At 49.7% G+C, this 14,322-nt stretch carries 14 protein-coding genes and 2 pseudogenes; 14 read left to right on the top strand and 2 right to left on the bottom strand.

The window, feature by feature from the left end; translation table 11 throughout:
• Positions 1-188: 188 nt before the first annotated feature.
• The 3 genes and pseudogenes from NQ492_RS06075 (at position 189) to NQ492_RS06065 (ending at position 2,189) form a co-directional block, all read left to right on the top strand.
• Positions 189-1,039 (top strand): annotated as a pseudogene (locus NQ492_RS06075) (PepSY-like domain-containing protein).
• Between the two features lie 92 nt (positions 1,040-1,131).
• Positions 1,132-1,665, top strand: a complete 534-nt coding sequence (locus tag NQ492_RS06070; RefSeq protein ID WP_015547142.1) for a hypothetical protein — start codon at positions 1,132-1,134, stop codon at positions 1,663-1,665.
• Between the two features lie 47 nt (positions 1,666-1,712).
• On the top strand, positions 1,713-2,189 hold the full coding sequence (locus NQ492_RS06065; protein ID WP_015547143.1) for a hypothetical protein: 477 nt from the start codon (positions 1,713-1,715) through the stop codon (positions 2,187-2,189).
• Positions 2,190-2,447: 258 nt separating this feature from the next.
• Here NQ492_RS06065 and NQ492_RS06060 read toward each other — a convergent pair.
• Positions 2,448-2,786, bottom strand: a pseudogene (locus NQ492_RS06060) (DsrE/DsrF/DrsH-like family protein); the annotation flags it as partial.
• A gap of 42 nt (positions 2,787-2,828) precedes the next feature.
• Here NQ492_RS06060 and NQ492_RS06055 point away from each other — a divergent pair.
• The gene (locus NQ492_RS06055) at positions 2,829-3,242 is read left to right on the top strand and encodes a hypothetical protein (protein WP_014775546.1); all 414 of its coding nucleotides are present in this window, start codon (positions 2,829-2,831) and stop codon (positions 3,240-3,242) included.
• A complete protein-coding gene (locus NQ492_RS06050; RefSeq protein ID WP_014774758.1) occupies positions 3,239-4,129 on the top strand; it encodes an IS3 family transposase in 891 nt (296 codons plus the stop codon). Before NQ492_RS06055 ends, NQ492_RS06050 begins: the two co-directional genes overlap by 4 nt.
• 27 nt (positions 4,130-4,156) lie before the next feature.
• Here the strand turns inward: NQ492_RS06050 and NQ492_RS06045 are convergent, their stop codons facing one another.
• Entirely contained in the window at positions 4,157-6,286 is a 2,130-nt protein-coding gene (locus NQ492_RS06045) for an FAD-dependent oxidoreductase (protein ID WP_118406940.1), read from the bottom strand.
• A gap of 48 nt (positions 6,287-6,334) precedes the next feature.
• Between NQ492_RS06045 and NQ492_RS06040 the strand changes: the two genes are divergently transcribed.
• The 9 genes from NQ492_RS06040 (at position 6,335) to NQ492_RS06000 (ending at position 14,296) form a co-directional block, all read left to right on the top strand.
• Positions 6,335-6,472, top strand: coding sequence for a hypothetical protein (locus NQ492_RS06040; protein ID WP_157359477.1), 138 nt, complete (start codon positions 6,335-6,337; stop codon positions 6,470-6,472).
• A 93-nt stretch (positions 6,473-6,565) separates the two neighbouring features.
• Positions 6,566-7,288 carry a TetR/AcrR family transcriptional regulator gene (locus tag NQ492_RS06035; protein ID WP_044054361.1) on the top strand — a complete coding sequence of 241 codons (723 nt, stop codon included), beginning with the start codon at positions 6,566-6,568 and terminating at the stop codon, positions 7,286-7,288.
• 12 nt (positions 7,289-7,300) lie between these two features.
• A complete protein-coding gene (locus NQ492_RS06030; RefSeq protein ID WP_022061592.1) occupies positions 7,301-8,323 on the top strand; it encodes a hypothetical protein in 1,023 nt (340 codons plus the stop codon).
• On the top strand, positions 8,289-8,954 hold the full coding sequence (locus NQ492_RS06025; RefSeq protein ID WP_229028886.1) for a hypothetical protein: 666 nt from the start codon (positions 8,289-8,291) through the stop codon (positions 8,952-8,954). Before NQ492_RS06030 ends, NQ492_RS06025 begins: the two co-directional genes overlap by 35 nt.
• A 23-nt stretch (positions 8,955-8,977) precedes the next feature.
• Positions 8,978-9,667: a hypothetical protein gene (locus NQ492_RS06020; RefSeq protein WP_022061590.1), complete on the top strand. Its 690-nt coding sequence runs from the start codon at positions 8,978-8,980 to the stop codon at positions 9,665-9,667.
• A 27-nt stretch (positions 9,668-9,694) separates the two neighbouring features.
• Positions 9,695-10,363, top strand: coding sequence for a hypothetical protein (locus NQ492_RS06015; protein ID WP_015547147.1), 669 nt, complete (start codon positions 9,695-9,697; stop codon positions 10,361-10,363).
• 23 nt (positions 10,364-10,386) lie between these two features.
• A complete protein-coding gene (locus NQ492_RS06010; RefSeq protein WP_015547148.1) occupies positions 10,387-11,940 on the top strand; it encodes a BACON domain-containing protein in 1,554 nt (517 codons plus the stop codon).
• Positions 11,941-12,022: 82 nt separating this feature from the next.
• Positions 12,023-13,006 carry a RhuM family protein gene (gene rhuM, locus NQ492_RS06005; RefSeq protein ID WP_015547149.1) on the top strand — a complete coding sequence of 328 codons (984 nt, stop codon included), beginning with the start codon at positions 12,023-12,025 and terminating at the stop codon, positions 13,004-13,006.
• Between the two features lie 42 nt (positions 13,007-13,048).
• Positions 13,049-14,296: a toxin-antitoxin system YwqK family antitoxin gene (locus NQ492_RS06000; RefSeq protein WP_259873942.1), complete on the top strand. Its 1,248-nt coding sequence runs from the start codon at positions 13,049-13,051 to the stop codon at positions 14,294-14,296.
• The last annotated feature ends 26 nt before the right edge of the window (positions 14,297-14,322 follow it).

Below are 14,322 nucleotides of genomic sequence, written 5' to 3'. Positions count from 1 at the left end.
TCCAAATGTGGAAAAATTTTGAAAGGCGAATAATTACAAGTTGTATGATTTGAATCGGATGATGCGATCCGGATAATATTTTTCGACCGATGCCCGATTTTCAGCGATGTGAAGGTGAATTTCAGATATTTGTTTATGTGGTTCGGGTTTCATATCTTTGTCTTACCTAACTTCAAATTATTTTTGTTATGAAACTGAAAATGTATTTTCTGATGCTCGCTTTAGGAGTATGCGGAGCGGCTATGCAAAGTTGTGATGACGATGATGACAACTTGAAAGTTCCCGAAAAATTGCAGTCTGCGTTTTCTCAAAAATATCCTGAAGCCAGTCCGAAATGGAAAACCCGGGGTAATTATTACATTGCGGATTTCCAGGACCAGAATTATGAATCCGAGGCCTGGTTTACTTTCGATGCCGTTTGGCTGATGACCGAAACGGACCTGCCTTATGCGGCTTTGCCCGAAGCCGTCAAAAACGCCTTCCAGAACAGCGAATATAGATCGTGGAGGCCGGATGATGTGGATATGATAGAACGTGAAAGCATGGAACCGGTCTATGTTTTGGAGGTGGAGCAGGGCTCGCGGGAAATGGATCTTTATTACAACGCGGAGGGAATTCTGATCAAGGCGGTGGAAGATTCGGAGGATGATTCCAGGATTACCTGCCGGTTGAACTTCCCGAAGGGGTGAAAAATTTTCTGCAGGAGAAATATGCGGCATCCGAAATCGTAGAAACGGACCGGGAACACGGACAGTTTGAGGTGGATATCATCCACGACGGAGTTGCCAAGAAGGTGCTTTTTGACAACAACGGAAATTGGCTTTCCACATCCTGGGAGATCAGTCCGGATACTCTTCCGGAAGCCGTTAAAACTGCGATCCAGCAGGCAATTAACGATAATTATGTCGGTTATGAAGCCGACGATGAGCCGGGAATGGTAGAAACACCAGATGGGAATTATTATCGAATCGAGCTGGAAGCGGAAGATGGCAGGGAGGTGATTCTCAAAATCCGGGAAGACGGCACTTTGCTGAAATAGATTCGTTTGCATAGGCATGCCGACAGGCAAATGAAAAATTCGCTTGGCAGCTGTTCGTATTATATCATCTGTTTTAATAGAACGATTTACCTATGAAAAAAATCGGTTTGCTGCTATTTTTTGCGGTATTCGCTTGCTCTTTGTCCGCACAAAACAGGCTTTCCGTCTTTATCGGAAATGCCAATCGGTATGCTTCGGTCGATTTGTCGGATTTCTGTCGGCGCCTCTGCGTGGAATACGATATTTCGGCAGAATCGCTCAATAATTATTACCGGCGTTGCGGCAGAGATTGGGGGCATGTGGGCCTTGCGCTGGAGATCGCCCGAACCTCGGGACGAAGCATGCGCGATATCTGTGATTATTACAGACGTTATAAGAGTGAGGGCTGGGGGCGGATTCTGATCGAACTGGGAATCGGTCCCGAGTCGTCGTATTGTGCTCCGTTCTATGATCGGGTGCATTGTCATAGCGATTACTGGCACGAGCATTACGACTCCTATTGCAAACGACATGGGAAGTATCATCCGCACAAGCACGGGTATAAGAAACACCCGAAATATGGGAAGCGGAAATACGGGAGATATCATGACGATGATTACGACGATGACGAGGATGATGACGATTGAGTGGCCGGTGATAATTCCATGTAAATCGTTATACGTATAATTGTTTTATGAAAAAGATTTTATTGGTTTTTGTTTGCAGTTTGTTCGCTTTCGAGACGGTTTTGGCTCAAGAGAAAAACGCCGTGGGATTACGGTTGGGAGATGGCGTGGAATTTCTTTATCAACGCGATCTTTCGTCTCGGAATTTTTTGCAATTCACGTTGGCGACTCCTCATTTTGAAGGACTGTCCGTTACGGGAATCTATAATTGGCGCTGCTGCCGGTGGAATTGGACACCCCGGACTTGCGATTGGTATCTGAATGCCGGTGTGGGTGGAGCCTTGGGGCTTTATGACTTTGACGATTCGGGTTTTTTACTCGGTCTGGCCGGCTCCTGCGCTTTCGGCTGTCATTTCAAAAATGCCCCGATCTCTTTGGAGGTGGATTACCGTCCTGTGATCGGAGCCGTGATCGGCGGTGGACATGACGGCTTCTTTGATCCCGGATTCTGGAATTTCGGATTGTCCGTCAAATTCCATTTTTGAAACTATGAATGATCGTTATATATTCTTAATAGCCGTTTAAGCAGGAACGGCTATCCGACGAATCTCTGAAAACAAATTCGCCACCGCCGGAACAATCTGGCGGTAGCGAATTTGTGAAAATGAATTTATTGAATGCGACTTTTGTCCGGTCATACATGGAATTTTACAACAGGTGTCCGGTAGCCGCCTGAGACTCCGGTTTCTGTTCCCGACAACATCGGCCGGTATCCTTTCGATAACTGCGTTGTCATAATGGATTCAAATGAATAGGTTCACGTTCGCTTTCCCGGCACGCTCCATGTAGGTGGCAACACCGCCTACGGTCACGTTGTCCAGCAATTCTTCGCGCTGGACGCCCATCACCTCCATCGACATCTGGCAGGCGATGAATTCCACGCCGTTGTCGATAGCCTGCCGGCGCAGCGTTTCGAGCGAGTCGATTCCTTTCCGCTTCATGATGCGGCGCATCATCCGGTTGCCGATCCCGAACATATTCATTTTCGAAAGGTGTAATTTGAGCGATGACGACGGCAGCATCATGTCGAACATGCGTCCGAAGATGTCCTTTTTCGTCTTCGGTTTGGCGATTTTCTTGATGTGTCCCGTCCTGAAAAAGGTTTACAGAAAAGAGTAAATCTTATGCAGCAAACAACGAATTCAGACTTATCACGTCATTATTTACCGCGTCAGTTGCGTCATCTGATTTTACAGGAGTATTTGAGCGGAGTCAAGACGGCTCGCCAACTCTCCGAAGAACATGGTATTCCCATGTCTACGATTCATAAGATGGGTCAGCGCTGGAAAGCGAAAAATAGTTGTAGCTTTGTGAGTACCCCTAATCCTTATCCGATCATGTCCCGCGTTACGAGTGAAGAAGCCAGTGAATTATTATCCGAGAACAAAGCCCTTCGGCGGCGCTTGGAAGAGGCTTTATTACGTCTGGAAGGCTATGAGATCATGGGAGATATCCTCCAAGAAGAATACGGTATCGACCTGCTAAAAAAATCCGCAGCCGGACAGTCCAGCGTCTCAAAGAAAGACACACAGCAATGAGCCTGTCGTTTCTGTGCGGGTTGTTCGGCTATACCCGTCAGGCCTATTATAAACATTTACGGCGTAATAGGGAAGGATCCTTGTCCGACACCCTTCTTTTGGAGCGGGTGGGTTACTACCGGAAACTGATGCCCAGGCTCGGCGGTCGTAAACTGTGGCATTTGCTGCAACAAGACGGATTTCCGGTCAGCCGGGATCGGTTATTTACGCTGCTTTCGGAAAACAATCTTCTGGTCAAACGTCGGAAGAAATACAGCGTTACGACCTGCTCGCGGCACTGGATGCGTAAATATCCGAATCTGATCCGGGGTTTCGACCTCGAGCGGCCGCATCGTTTATGGGTCGGAGATATTACGTACATTTCTTTGAAAGAAGGATTTGCATATCTGGCTTTGATAACGGATGCCTATTCCAAACGGATCGTAGGCTATGATCTGAATACGACATTGGAACGGGACGGAGCGCTCCGTGCACTGAGGATGGCCATAGACCAGACTCCGCAGCAAAAACGGCAAGGGTTAATCCATCATTCGGACAGAGGATGCCAATATTGTTCGAAAGAATATGTGAAATTGCTGACCGATAATGGGATTCGCATCAGCATGACTGAAAAGGGCGATCCGTATGAGAATGCCGTTGCCGAACGGGTGAACGGTATTCTGAAGAGCGAATGGATCGACGAGGAATGTTTTGAAAGTTTTCAGGCAGCAAAAGAACGCATCGACCAGATCGTTATCCTTTACAATTCACTCAGACCTCATGCCAGCTGCGATTGGCTTACGCCCTTGGAAGCGGAACTTAGAACCGGGAAACTCAAACATCATTGGGGCCGAAAGACGGTTGTTCGGAAGGCATATGTAAACTTATATCAGGACAATATTTTTTGAACCAAAATGTTTATCTTTAATTATCAATCACTGTAAACCTTTTTCAGGACGGGACAATCCCCAGAAGGTGAAGAATATCGTCACCGGCTGTCCGGTGGCTGCCGCGCCGTTGGCCAGTACGAAGGTCACCAGCGCTTTGTCCAAATCATCGCTGAACATAATCAGCGTCTTGCCCTTAGCGTCGTGCTCGAGTGGCATCGTGGATGCTCCGGATGAACCTTTTTCGATGATGACCGTATATTTCCCCTTCTCTTCCGAGTTGCTGATGAGCCGATTGCCTGTGGTGTCGCACCATGCTTGCGCATCTCGCGAGAATCCGGCATCGGTAGCGACTATTTCGATCCTTTCGCCTTCGGTGATTGAGTCGATCGCTTGCTTGATTTTCATAACCGGACCGGGGCATTGCAATCCGCATGCGTCTATTCTTAAGGTCTTCATGCGTTTGCTGCCGAGTCGGGTATCCGTATCCATTCGTCTGTCCATAGCGGTTGCGGCAGTCCGGGTTACGATCGGCTCGATCGCCGTCGAATAGGTCTTGTAACCACCCGACAGGTTCTTCACGTTGCGGAATCCGTGTCCTGACAGAATTTTTACCGCCAAGTATCCGCGTAGGCCGACGGCACAATAGACATAGATGGCTTTATTGTGTGGTAATTCGCCGAGCCGGCTGCGGAGTTCCTCGAGCGGAATGTTGACCGACCCGGGAATGGCCCCGAAGGCATGCTCTTCGCGGATGCGCACGTCGAGCAGCAGGATGTCGCTGAGATCGGCTCCTGCAATCTGCCGCCATGTCACTATGGGCATTGCTCCGCTGATAATATTGTTCGCCGTATAGCCCGCGATGGCGATCGGGTCCTTGGCCGAGGAGAAAGGTGGTGCGTAAGTGTGTTCGACTTTCATCAGGTCATATACCGTGCCGCCGTTTTTGATGATTAGTGCAATCTGGTCGATGCGCTTGTCCACTCCTTCGTAGCCAACGCATTGACCTCCGTAGAGTTTGCCGCTTGCTGGGTCGAACGTGAGCTTGATGGTCAGCGGAAGTGCATCGGGATAATATCCGGCGTGCGATGCCGAATGTGTCGTCGAACTGGCATACGGAATACCGGACTGTTTGAGCCGTTTCGCTGCGAGTCCTGTCGAAGCTACTGTCATGTCGAATACCTTGGCAATGGAAGTGCCTATGGCTCCTTCGTATTTTGTCGTATTGCCGAAGACCATATTGTCGGCGGCGATGCGTCCCTGGCGGTTGGCAGGGTTGGCCAAATAGTTCAGCCACGGTTTGCCTGTCAGTGGATGCGGAAATTCAATGGCATCGCCCACTGCGTAAACATCCGTTGCCGAAGTTTGCAGGTAATCGTCTACCCAGATGCCGCCCGTTTCGCCGATCTTCAGTCCGGCGGCCTTGGCCAATGTTGTTTCCGGATGAACCCCGATAGACAGAAGAACTATATCGGTTGTAATGCTTTCTCCGGTAGAGAAGAAAACCTCGATCTTTTCGCCTTGGCGCTCGAATCGTTCGACGCTGCGTTCGAGATAGAGTTTGATACCTTTTTGCGACAGGTGCTGGTGTACATGGGCCGCGATTGAAAAATCGACTGGAGCCATCACCTGATTGCCCATTTCCACGACAGATACTTCGGCTCCCGTGCGGTGCAGGTTCTCGGCCATCTCCAATCCGATGAATCCGGCTCCGACGATGACTGTACTCCCGATTCGGTGCGAAGATATATGCTCTTTGATCCGATCGGTATCTTCGATGTTGCGGAGCGTGAATATGCCTTCGATTTCTATGCCTTTCAAAGGCGGACGCACGGGGGAAGCGCCGGGTGAAAGCAGCATTTTGTCGTAGTTTTCCGTATAGGTGGATCCGTCTGCACGGCGTACTTCGACTCGCTTTTTCGTCGTGTCGATCCCGATTACTTCGTTCTCGACCCGCACGTCGATATTGAAACGTTTGGCAAACGAAGCCGGTGTCTGCATGAACAGTTTCTCCCGTTCGGCGATCGTTCCGCCGATGTAATATGGCAGCCCGCAGTTGGCGTACGAAATGTATTTACCCTTTTCGAGCAGGAAGATTTCGGCTTTCTCGTCTGTCCGGCGAATTCTTGCCGCCGCTGTCGCGCCTCCGGCGACTCCTCCGATAATGATGTGTTTCATGTGGTCTTATTTTTTAATTCATCGAATTCCGTTAAAAATCGGATCTGTATGATTCCGATCGCGACAAAGGTGTGTTTATTTTCCGATAAAACAAATTTCCACTGGAAAATAATTCGTCCTGTTGAGGTCGATTTATTCGGAGCTGTTCGTTTTGCAATCGGCGGGAAGAAAGAATTACTGAAATAAAAAAGATGCTCTCTTGGTTTTATCAAATTAAATTTGTTAAAATGAAGGCAAAAGTTTATTTTTGTAAAGTCGGAACAGGGAAACATGACCGGAATGAAGGAAAACCAGTCAACGAAGGGGACGCTCCGCCGCCGTCGAACCAATAAACAGGTGCAGGCCGATATTCTGTCGGCTGTCGGCCGGATTCTCCAAGAAAAGGATTTTACCCATATCACATTGATGGATATAGCCCGCGAAGCCAAAACGGATCCCAATGTCGTGCTGCGGCAGTTCGGATCTTTGGAACAGGTTTTCGACTGTTACATCCGCACGATTGATTATTGGATGCACGATTTGTTCGGCAACAAAGCCTTGAAACGCGGAGAGCGTTCCGCTTTGGAAAGGATGTTCGCACGAATGACCGATTTTCTTTACAACAGTCCGGAGATGCAGAGACTGCTGGTCTGGGAGATTACCGATGTAAACGATACGACATGCCGTGCCGCCGCAAATCGGGAAACGTACTATCGGGAAGCTTACGAAGCCTATGAACGGCAATTCGCGAGGGGGGGGGAGAAAACGCCGTTCCGGCAAATCGCATCGTTGCTGATCGCCGGTACTTATTATCTCGTCCTCCATCGGCATACTTCGACATTCGGAGATATGGATTACGATACGCCGGACGGTCCGGTCCGACTGAAAAAAGTATTGCATGAAATTCTGGATATGCTTTACGAACGGTTGGAACGGCCGCAAAGGGTAAGCGAGGCGATTCGCAGACTCAAGGAGCGGGGCGTGGACGAGCAGGTGATTCGTGAATGTTTAAAAGATCTTTAACTATTCTGTACGATGAAATGGTTTTTATGTGCACTCTGCTGTTTGACAGAGGGGTTGTCGGTTTTGCGAGCCCAGATCATGCCGGATTCCTCGGTGCAGATCTGCGCCTATTGGACTCCGGGAGACAAGTATGCCTATGAGGCTCGGGAGGAGAAGTTCAAGATAGATGATCAAGGCGATACGACGCTCGTATACCGACAAAGCGAACGGCGTGTATTCGAAATCCTTTCTCAGACCAAGGACCGTTACAAGATCCGTCTGACATACGGCGATTACATGACCACCGATAAGGAGGACCAGCTGGTGCACGATGCGATCGTGTCGGCCACGGGGCCTTGTGTCGTTGAGTTCGAGACGGATGAAACCGGTTCGTTGCTTGGTATCGCGAACCTCGAAACGCTGGTCGCACAGGCCGAGGCGTCTGTCGAACCCGCCGTGAGGGTTATGTGGGAGACGATACCTTCGGCGGAACGGAAGAATTTCCCGAAAAAGAATTTCCGCAAATATATGGCCCGTACCCTTTCCGATCCATCGGTCGTGATCAATGCCGTGAACGACGATTTGGGGCGCATGTTCTTTTTCCATGGGGCACGGCTCGATTCGACGCAGGTATACGAATTCGACGAGACGTTCGCTCCGCTGTTGGGTGGCCGGGATTCTGTGCGGGGAAAGACTTCGTTCTGGATTGACGGCAGACAGACAGATTCATACAGTGCCGTATGCAATACTTATACGGAAGCGGACGGCAGCAAAATGTTGTCCGCGACACTCGGACAGTTCGTGACGGCGTTCGGCGGAGAAAAGGCGATGACGCAGGCTATGAGAGACTCCATCGCCTCGGGAATGAGCGGCATCCGTTCACGGATGGAGCAGTTTTCTTCAGAAGAGATCCATTTGGATACAGGTTGGCCCCTGCATCTTTTTTTTGAGCGCACGATTTACATCGACAGAGATTTGGAACCGATGGCTGCGGCCATAGTGCGGCGTACGCTGGACATTATTGTCGAAGAAGAGCAAGAGGAAGAAAAACGGTAATTTGATTGTCATGAAACAGTTTCTGCTGTTGCCGATCCTGCTTGCTGCAGTAGCATCCGTACGGGGAGCATCGCTTGTCGAGGGCCGCATTTATCTGAAAAACGGCTCCGTCATCGAATGTGTCGGGGACGACCGGCTGCAGTTACCGAAAAGATTCGGGAAATTGACCATCCTCCGCGATGCTTTCCGGAAGACGAAAGCCAAAGAAATTTTCCAATCCGGAGAAATCGACTCCGTAGTCTGCTGGCATGCACAGTCTCCGGAACATATCCGCAAGTTCATTCCGGCGGAGAGTCCGGGGTGGATGTGGGTCTATCTCGAAACACCGCACATTTGCGTATGCATCTATTCGGAAAAAGGGTATGGCATCGATTCGAACGGAGGTATTCAGGTCTGGCAGAGGCAGGGAACTTTCAGCCAGTCGCGCACGGCCTACTACCTGAAAAAAACAGGCGAGAAGGAGTTCCTGACCGTTGGTGCCGCAAATCGGAATACAAAAGACGTCTTCCGGGAACGCATCGCCCGTTATGTCGGCGATGATCCCGAACTTGCCGAACGTATACGGTTGTCGAGCGCCATCCGCAGCAAAACCATACAGTTGCTGCGCGATTACGATCCGACGAAATATTGATTCAACTTATAAATTTAAACATTATGAAACGGTTTTTACTTTGTACTGCAACTGTGTTGGCCATGTTCGGCAGCATTTCCCAGGCTGACGCCAAAGATCCGGAAGATCAGGAATTCCGGCACGTAGTCGTAACTCTCAAGTCCGGGGAAAAAGTAGAAGGCTATCTCCATCGGGGATGGCATGCGGAGGGCGCTCTGCTGAAACAGGAGAACTATTCGTTCAAAATCACCAAGACGCCCGATGACAAAGAGCCCGTCAAATATACGGCCGATGACGTAGAGAGTGTCGAATATACAGAGACGACGGAGGAAAATCCGGACGGCATTCGCTGGGAGGCCCTCGATATTGCTGCTCCAGGACTCACGAATCGTTACCGCACTTATCACAGACTGGTTTGTGTGAACAAGGCCGGAGCGAATGCAACGACCTATTGGTGGAAGACGTGGACGACGGAACGAGTAGGTAACAGAGACCGCAGGGTGCTGACAACCATATACGGCATACGTTTCCACAATGATCCCGGCCGAATCGTCTATCCGTATATGTATGTCGGTACGATGTTGATGGACAAACTGCATCCCGGGCTGAAGGCATTTTATAAGAAATGGTTTAAAGGTGCCGAAGGCAAAATACGTAAAAAAGAGGCCGAAGAGAACGACGCATGGATACTCGATATGTACGATGCGTATCTGGCAAGCCGGCCCAATGAATGATGATCGATATTCAAATATGCTGAAAACATGAAAAAACTACTGGCGGTTTGGGCGCTTTTACTGGCAGCTGTTTCCGCGAATGCCGCAGATAAGAAATGTCCCGGAACCGTTCATTTTCTGGACGGCCGTACGCTGGAATGTACCAGCATTACGATTCCCGGATGGATCGATGCCGAAGTGTCTGTCCGGGTGCTTTCCGATGGAAAGAATCAAGCCAGGACGTTGGCGGCCGTGGAAATCGCTTATCTTGAACTTTGGCCGGAAAAGAATCCCGAAGCCAAAAACGAACTTTATTGCGTCCCGTTCATCAAGGAAAAAGGGAAAAAGAAGATTCCGGCAGCCCGATGGCTGGTACCGGAATCTTCGGGCAGGCATGTCGCCTTCTTTACCCGTTATCAGACTTACAAAATGTCTAATAAAGGGCTGGTCGGGATTGTAAACCCCAAATTGAATGTAACCGAACCGAGTGCCTATTTTTGGAAATCGGACGAAAAGAGCCCCGTATTCCTCGGCCAGTATCTTTTCTTTCAGAATTCGAACAAGAAAATGATTGCGCTGGTAGAACGCTATTTTGAGGATGATCCTGCCATGTTGGAGCAAATTCGTCAGCGACGTTGGCTCGGCAAAGGAGGCGGGGTTGCGGCGCTGTTTGCTTTCGTTGCGGAGCATTACGTCCCGCAACAGGAGCAGGAGTAGCGGTCGAATAGCATTGAATTGCCATGAATAAGTGCCCGATACTCCTCCTTTTCGTTTTCATGGTGACGGCATGCAGTCCGGAAGGAGAACATGCTCCGTTGCCATCGGAACCGGATGCCATAACCCTTGCGCCCGGTACGCCGTCCGTTAAGGAATTTCCGGCAATGGGCGGTTTGTGGGAGCTGCGATTCTCTGCGACGAAAGCATGGAGTGTTGTGCCGGCCGATCCGGTCCATGCGGAATGGTACCGGATCGAACCGGCGGAGGGAGACGACGGTAATGGGACGGTAAAGGTAACCGTATTGCCGAATATTACCACAGAAAAACGAAGCGCTGAAATAATCATCCGCTCGGGGCGGGCGGAACAGAGATTGTCTTTTGTGCAGCATGCTTCGGATATGGAGCCGTGCGGTGAAGAAGAGGTGCGCCGTTTCCTCGAAAAACTTTATCAGGATACCGGCGGTGACAATTGGCGCTTCCAGGAAAACTGGTGCACGGACAAACCTTTGTCCGAATGGGGATCTTCTGTCAAATACGAAGACGGGAAACTCTCGCTGATTCTCGGCGAAAACAACCTGCACGGAAAAATCGACTTGTCGGGGTGTACGGCGTTGGTGTCGCTTCGCTGCGCGAAAAATTCGCTGACGGAGATTGATGTTTCCGGTTGTCCGCTGTTGGAGGAACTGGACTGTACGAACTGCGGAATTTCCGGTCTGGACGTTTCCGGCTGTTATTCTCTCCGGCGGCTGCTCTGCGGTTACAATAGTCTCACGGAACTCGGTCTGTCGTCCTGTCCTTACCTGACGGAACTGAATGTTCCTTATAACGGGTTGGGGACATTGGACATTTCGTCATGTATGGCCTTGACGGACTTGAACTGCGCCGAAAACCGGTTGGAAAAGTTGGACATGGCAGGACGGGAAGGCCTTCGGATGCTTTTCTGTTATGGCAACCGACTGTCCGTACTGGATTTGTCAAAATGCTTCTCGCTGACGCTTGTGAACTGTGGGGCGAATGAACTGACCCGGCTCGATCTCTCCGGCTGCGAAAAACTCGGCCGGCTCTATTGTTACGACAATCGGCTCGAAACTTTGGACCTGTCTGATTTTGCGCCGCTACTCAGTGAGTTATATTGTTATGGAAATCGGCTGACCGAATTGGATCTGTCCGGAACCGATCGGCTTTCGCAACTCGAATGCTCCTACAACAATCTGCAACGCCTCGACTTGACAGGCTGTAAATCGTTGCGTATCGCGGGATGTGCGCGAAACGCATTGCGCTCGATAAGCCTTTTCGGTTGTGAAATGCTCGGACAATTGGATTGCTCGGGCAACTTGCTGGAGAATATCGATATTTCAGCTTGCCCGTATCTGACCGAATTGATCTGTACTGATAACCTGATTTTATCGGAGATACCGGAGTCGTTCGATCGACTGACTCTTTTCGAACATGATATTCGATACGAATACAGTGTGGAAAAAGATGCTGTCACGGGGCAAGAAAAAATCGTTTATATGGATCGGGGTAAGGGATGGTGGTACTCCGGAGAGCCGGATAAAGGATATCACGGCCGCTGATGTTTTTATTTGAAAAGGACGGGCGAATCGGTTGAGAGCTAAAGGTTATCGACTTTTCGGGTTTATTCGTATCTTTGCTTTCATGGACAGGGGCGAGATTATCATTTATCAGACAGCCGACGGTGAGACCCGTCTGGACGTCCGCATGGAGAACGACAGCGTGTGGCTGACGCAGGCGCAGATGGTAGAGTTGTTCAATTCGACCAAACAGAATGTGAGCCTTCATATAAATAATATCTTTAAAGAGGGCGAGCTCGAGCGAGAGGCAACTGTCAAGGAATACTTGATAGTTCGGCAAGAGGGCAATCGTTCTGTTAGGCGTAAGATTACAGTTTATAATCTGGACGTGATTATCTCTGTCGGATATCGTGTCAAGTCACAGCGCGGAACACAATTCCGTATCTGGGCGAACAAAATTTTGAAAGAGTACCTAATAAAAGGCTATGCCGTCAATACCCAAGCGAAAGCCGAGCAGTTGGAGGAGTTGAAAAAGACTGTTCGCCTGCTCTCCCATGTCTTGGCTGCGAAGGAGGTTACGAAATCCGAGGCGGTCGGGCTACTGCGCGTGATTACGGACTATACTTATGGCCTCGACACGCTCGATCGTTATGACTATCAGCAGTTGGAGGTTGCGGCAACCACGGCGGAAGAACCGTTTCATGCGACGTATGAAAATGCGATGGCGGCATTGCAGGTGTTGCGTGAGAAATTCGGAGGCAGCGAATTGTTCGCTCACGAAAAAGACGAATCGTTCAAAAGCACAATGGGGGCAATTTACCAAACCTTCGGCGGGCGTGATCTCTACCCGAGTGTCGAGGAAAAGGCAGCCAATCTGCTTTACTTGACGGTCAAGAACCACTCGTTCAGTGACGGCAACAAACGCATCGCAGCGTTTCTGTTCCTTTGGTTTTTGGAAAACAATCGGATTCTTTACCGTGCTGATGGTTCGCGCCTTTTGGATAACAATACGCTGGTCGCTCTGACGCTCATGATTGCTGAGAGTCGCACAGAAGAGAAAGATGTAATGACGAAGGTTGTGGTGAACTTGATTAATAAGAACAATTGACACGATAACGGCGTGTCGGATATCGGAAAAGCGATGAAACCTATGAAACCCAGTTATTTTATGAACCGAGTTTTATTGTTCGTATTGTTGCTTGTGGTAGGCAACGGTGCCTTGTCGCAAGAGCGGATAGATACACTCTACTATAGCCGTTCGGGGGTGACGGTGCGGAATCCGGTTTTTGCCGATTATTATCGGCTGGCGCTTTATCCTGCGGATTCGGCGGGGCTCAAAATGTTCAAGGATTTTTATATTTCGGGAGAATTGCGGAGAGAAGGGCATTTTCAGACAATCGATACGCTCGATGATTGCCGGACAGTGTTTGACGGAGACGTTGTTTCCTATTTCAAGAATGGTCACATGTCGGAAAAATCATATTATTCGGGAGGATTGTTGGAAGGCGAATATCGGCAATACGACGAGAATGGAACGTTGAAAACGCGTGCGTTGTATGCCGGCGGCGAATTGTCCGGAACGTACAAGACATACAACGAGGACGGCTCCTGCCGAATGGTGGAATATCGTGCAGGGCTGCCGGTTCATGATTATTATTTGCTGGCGGACGGCAGCGGGAACACGCTTAAATTCCGCATTGCGGACGACATGCCGGTATGGGAATCACCAGCCATAGCGGAGCGCTCGGCCGATTATCGGGACGGTGTGCCCTGGGAAGTCTATTTCAAAAACGGATTGACGATCGCGTTGACGGATGCCATCGTCCGGGATTACGGCAAGTGGCATCGGGTCGATGTGATTATCTCCAACAATTCGTTGACGCCGGTCGAATTCAATCCGGAGACCGATATGACGGCCTATTCCGTAGACGAACACGATGTCGCCACCGATCTGCAGGTCTGGTCTTGCGATAGCTATCTGAAGAAAGTGAACCGGTCGCAGACCTGGGCCGCTGTTTTGATGGGTGTCAGCGAAGGAATGGCTGCTGCCGGCGCAGGTTATTCGACCTCCACGACGACCGGTTACAGCAGCTACGGCGGTTATTCGTCTTATACGGCTACGACTTATAATCCCTCTGCGGCCTATCAGGCCAACATGGCCTCACAGCAGCGGCTCGCTGATTTCGGTCAGGCCTTGCAGGACGAACAACAGGTCAAAAAGCTGGGATATTTGAAGAAAAACACGATATATCCCGGAGAATCCGTATCCGGATTTGTTCATGTAGCATGGATTAAAGGGGAGCGTGTTGTGTTCATTATCCGGATTGAAGGTGCCGAATACATTTATGAGTGGGGATTTGACAAGAAAAATGCGTTTTTATTGAATAAGAACAACTAAGCTGTATCATTTTTTCTAAAATTTAG

Origin of the sequence: Alistipes shahii WAL 8301, from assembly GCF_025145845.1 — a bacterium.
Classification (GTDB): domain Bacteria; phylum Bacteroidota; class Bacteroidia; order Bacteroidales; family Rikenellaceae; genus Alistipes; species Alistipes shahii.
This window is presented reverse-complemented; position numbering and strand designations above follow the sequence as displayed.

Excerpts from the sequence above, each read along its gene's own strand:
- NQ492_RS06070 (WP_015547142.1), top strand. The coding sequence starts at position 1,132 with ATGAAAAAAATCGGTTTGCTGCTATTTTTTGCGGTATTCGCTTGCTCT.
- NQ492_RS06065 (WP_015547143.1), top strand. The coding sequence starts at position 1,713 with ATGAAAAAGATTTTATTGGTTTTTGTTTGCAGTTTGTTCGCTTTCGAG.
- NQ492_RS06055 (WP_014775546.1), top strand. The coding sequence starts at position 2,829 with ATGCAGCAAACAACGAATTCAGACTTATCACGTCATTATTTACCGCGT.
- NQ492_RS06050 (WP_014774758.1), top strand. The coding sequence starts at position 3,239 with ATGAGCCTGTCGTTTCTGTGCGGGTTGTTCGGCTATACCCGTCAGGCC.
- NQ492_RS06045 (WP_118406940.1), bottom strand. The coding sequence starts at position 6,286 with ATGAAACACATCATTATCGGAGGAGTCGCCGGAGGCGCGACAGCGGCG.
- NQ492_RS06040 (WP_157359477.1), top strand. The coding sequence starts at position 6,335 with ATGATTCCGATCGCGACAAAGGTGTGTTTATTTTCCGATAAAACAAAT.
- NQ492_RS06035 (WP_044054361.1), top strand. The coding sequence starts at position 6,566 with ATGAAGGAAAACCAGTCAACGAAGGGGACGCTCCGCCGCCGTCGAACC.
- NQ492_RS06030 (WP_022061592.1), top strand. The coding sequence starts at position 7,301 with ATGAAATGGTTTTTATGTGCACTCTGCTGTTTGACAGAGGGGTTGTCG.
- NQ492_RS06020 (WP_022061590.1), top strand. The coding sequence starts at position 8,978 with ATGAAACGGTTTTTACTTTGTACTGCAACTGTGTTGGCCATGTTCGGC.
- NQ492_RS06015 (WP_015547147.1), top strand. The coding sequence starts at position 9,695 with ATGAAAAAACTACTGGCGGTTTGGGCGCTTTTACTGGCAGCTGTTTCC.
- NQ492_RS06010 (WP_015547148.1), top strand. The coding sequence starts at position 10,387 with ATGAATAAGTGCCCGATACTCCTCCTTTTCGTTTTCATGGTGACGGCA.
- rhuM (WP_015547149.1), top strand. The coding sequence starts at position 12,023 with ATGGACAGGGGCGAGATTATCATTTATCAGACAGCCGACGGTGAGACC.
- NQ492_RS06000 (WP_259873942.1), top strand. The coding sequence starts at position 13,049 with ATGAAACCCAGTTATTTTATGAACCGAGTTTTATTGTTCGTATTGTTG.